The sequence below is a fragment of the Streptomyces viridosporus genome, from assembly GCF_002078235.1.
Classification (GTDB): domain Bacteria; phylum Actinomycetota; class Actinomycetes; order Streptomycetales; family Streptomycetaceae; genus Streptomyces; species Streptomyces viridosporus.
This window is the reverse complement of record NZ_MSGP01000633.1, coordinates 1-3,227: the sequence shown is the minus strand read 5'-3', so window position 1 is coordinate 3,227 and position 3,227 is coordinate 1. Positions and strand designations below refer to the sequence as shown.

Annotated in this window: 4 protein-coding genes; all 4 read right to left on the bottom strand. The window is 74.9% G+C overall.

Translation table 11 applies throughout. The features are described from left to right. A partial coding sequence (locus B7L92_RS34710) for an ABC transporter permease subunit (RefSeq protein ID WP_438364044.1) occupies positions 1-589 on the bottom strand: 589 nt, incomplete at its 3' end. Beyond that, the gene (locus tag B7L92_RS34705; RefSeq protein ID WP_081241205.1) at positions 582-1,478 is read right to left on the bottom strand and encodes a branched-chain amino acid ABC transporter permease; all 897 of its coding nucleotides are present in this window, start codon (positions 1,476-1,478) and stop codon (positions 582-584) included. The genes B7L92_RS34710 and B7L92_RS34705, both read right to left, overlap by 8 nt. Continuing rightward, positions 1,475-2,278, bottom strand: coding sequence for an ABC transporter ATP-binding protein (locus B7L92_RS34700; protein WP_081241204.1), 804 nt, complete (start codon positions 2,276-2,278; stop codon positions 1,475-1,477). Before B7L92_RS34700 ends, B7L92_RS34705 begins: the two co-directional genes overlap by 4 nt. Next, complete coding sequence (locus B7L92_RS34695) at positions 2,275-3,057, bottom strand: ABC transporter ATP-binding protein (protein WP_081241203.1); 783 nt, start codon at positions 3,055-3,057, stop codon at positions 2,275-2,277. The genes B7L92_RS34700 and B7L92_RS34695 overlap by 4 nt, the downstream gene beginning before the upstream one ends. Positions 3,058-3,227: the final 170 nt, after the last annotated feature.

Below are 3,227 nucleotides of genomic sequence, written 5' to 3'. Positions count from 1 at the left end.
GGCCGCGGGCGGTGAACCAGGTGAAGGCGGACAGCCCCAGGCCCAGGAACCACAGTCGCTCCTCCGCGCCGAACGGCACGCCGAGCACGGTCAGGTGCGGGTCGTCCGCGCCGAAGGTGAACCCGCCGAGCGTCAGCGGCGGCACGGAGCGGCCGTTGAAACCGCCGGTGACGGAGTCCGCCGTCAGCAGCACGTGGTGGCCGAGGAAGACCAGCGCGAGGGTGGCGATGCCCAGGTAGATGCCCTTCACCCGGCCGGCGACGGGACTGAACAGGCCGCCCGCCGCCCCGGCGAGCAGCACCGCGAGCAGGGCGGCGAGGGCCGGCGGCAGTCCGGGGCCGGGCTCGCCCGCGAGATACGCGTAGCCGTAGGCGCCGACGGCGAGGAAGAAGGCGTGGCCGAGGGAGAGTTGTCCCGCGGTGCCGCTGAGCAGGGCGAGACCGATGGCGCCGATGGCCGCGGCCATCGAGAACAGGCCGATCCGCAGCCAGAAGGCGTCCAGGTAGAACGGCGGCAGGCACAGCACGACGGCGAGCAGCGGGATCGAGGCCCGGCGACGCGTCAGGGCGCCGGGGAGCCGGTCAGACACGGGTCGCTCCCTTCGCGCCGAACAGCCCGGTGGGCCGTACCAGGAGCACGAGCAGCATCACCGCGTACGGGGCGACGTCGCCGAACCCCTCGCCGAGGACGTGCAGATCGGACTGGTGGCCGACGACGAGCGCCTCGGTCAGGCCGATGAGCAGGCTGCCCGCGAGGGCGCCGGCCGGGGAGGCCAGTCCGCCGAGGATCGCGGCGGGGAAGGCGTTCAGCGCGATCTGGCCGGTGGTGCGCTCCAGTCCGGGCGCCGGGAACGCGGCGAGGAACACCGCGGCCAGCGCGGCGAGCGCGCCCGCCAGGCACCAGGCGCCCGCCCGCACCCGGCCGAGCCGTACGCCCATGAGGGCGGCGGCCTCCAGGTCCTCCGCGGCCGCCCGCAGGGACAGTCCCCAGGGGGTGAACCGGAAGAGCGCGAACACCGCGCCGATGACCACGGCCGACACCGCGATCGCGGCGAGCCGGCTGTCGGCGACGGTCACCGGCCCCAGCTCGGTCACCGCGTCGCCCCACGGATCGCCCAGGGTCAGCAGGTCGCCGCCGATGCGCCGGGCCAGATCGGTGAGCAGGACGATGTCGATGCCGATGGTGACGATGGTCTGCACATGGGCGGAGTGCGCGTCCTGGCCGCCGCGTTGCAGCAGGAAGCGGTCGAGTGCGCCCGCGAGGGCGGCGGTGGTGAGGATCGCCAGCGCGAGCGCTCCGGCGAAGCCGAGGTCGTCGTGGAGGACGGCGATCAGGTAGCCGCCGAGCAGCAGCAGGGAGCCGTGGGCGAAGTTGAGGACGCCCGAGGCCTTGAAGATGACGACGAAGCCGAGCGCGACGAGCGCGTAGACCGCGCCGAGCGCCAGTCCGCCGAGGACGTCGTCCAGGAATCCGGTCATGCCGCGTCCTCCCCCGGGGTGTCGGTACCGAGGTAGGCGCGCAGCACCTCGGGGTCCCGACGGACCTCGTCGGGGGTGCCGTGGGCGATGGGCCGGCCGAAGTCGAGCACGGTGACGTCGTCGGCGAGGCGCATGACCAGGCCCATGTCGTGCTCCACCAGGACGATGGACAGGCCGAGTTCGGCGCGCAGTTGTGCCACGGCCCCGGCGGTGCGGGCGCGTTCGGCGGCGTTCATGCCGGCCACGGGTTCGTCGAGGAGCAGCACACGGGGCTCCAGGCAGAGGGCGCGGGCGAGTTCGACGCGCTTGCGGTCGCCGTACGGCAGCAGCGCCACGGGGCTGTCGAAGTGGTCGCCGAGTCCGGTCAGTTCGGCGATCTCGCGGGCCCGTGCGAGGTGCTCGCGCTGTTCGCGCACGGCGCCCGGCAGCCGCAGCGCGCTCGCCGTGAAACCGGCGCGGGACAGGGCGTGGCGGCCGAGCATCAGGTTGTCGGCGACCGTGCCGTGGGTGGTCACGATGTTCTGGAAGGTGCGGGCCACGCCGAGCGCGGCGATGCGGTGCGGGGCGAGCCGGGTCAGCTCGGTGCCGCCGAGCGTGACCGTCCCGGCGGCCGGACGGCACAGGCCGGACAGCACGTTGAAGCAGGTCGACTTGCCGGCGCCGTTGGGTCCGATGAGCGCGTGCACCGAGCCGGGGGCGACGGTGAAGGAGACGCCGTCGAGGGCGGTGAGTCCGGCGAAGCGCACGGTGACGTCCCGCACCTCGAGCACGGGCGGCGCGGCGGGGGTGCGGTCGTTCACGCGGCCCCCTGGTCCTCGGCCGACTCGCCCAGGTAGAGGCGGCGTACGGCGTCGGTGCGGGCGAGTTCGCCGGCCGGGCCGGACAGGCGGGTCTCGCCGACCTCCAGGACGTGGGCGTGGTCGGCGAGGGACAGCGCCATGCCCGCGTTCTGCTCGACCAGCAGGACGGCGGTGCCCTGGGCGTTGATCTCGCGGATCACCTCGGCGATGCGGTGCACCATCTGCGGGGCGAGGCCCAGGGAGGGCTCGTCGAGGAGCAGCAGGCGCGGGGCGGCCATCAGGGCGCGGCCGATGGCGAGCATCTGCTGCTCGCCCCCGGACAGCAGTCCGGCGGCCTGGTGGGTGCGTTCGGCGAGCCGCGGGAAGAGCGCGAAGACGCGGTCGCGGGCCTCCTGGACCTGGGCGCGCCCGCGCCGGCCGAGCCCGAGTCCGCCGGAGCGCAGGTTCTCCTCGACCGAGAGCCCGGCGAACACCCGCCGGCCCTCGGGGACCTGGACGACTCCGGCGCGTACCGCCGCGACGGGGTCCTTGCCGTCGAGCACCGTCCGGCCGTAGCGGACGCGGCCGGCCGTGATCGCGCCGCGGTGCAGGCGCAGCGTGCCGGACACGGCCCGCAGCAGGGTCGTCTTGCCGGCGCCGTTGGCGCCGAGCAGGGCGACGACGGCCCCGTGCGGCACGGTCAGGGACACGGAACGGAGGGCGGACACGGCGCGCCCGTACGTCACGTCGACGTGCTCGACGTGCAGGGCGGGCAGCTCGTCCGGTGGTGCTTCGGGCATCGCGGCTCCTCGGGGCCGTACCGCCCGGGGGCGGCGACGGCTTCGGGGGTTCGGGAAAGGCGAGCTCACGACAGCACGGGCGCGGGTGGCCGGTACAGGCTTCCGGACCCGCACGCTGCGGCGTACCAACGGGGGCGGACGGGGGTTGTGCGGGTGCCCAGGGGGTGCGG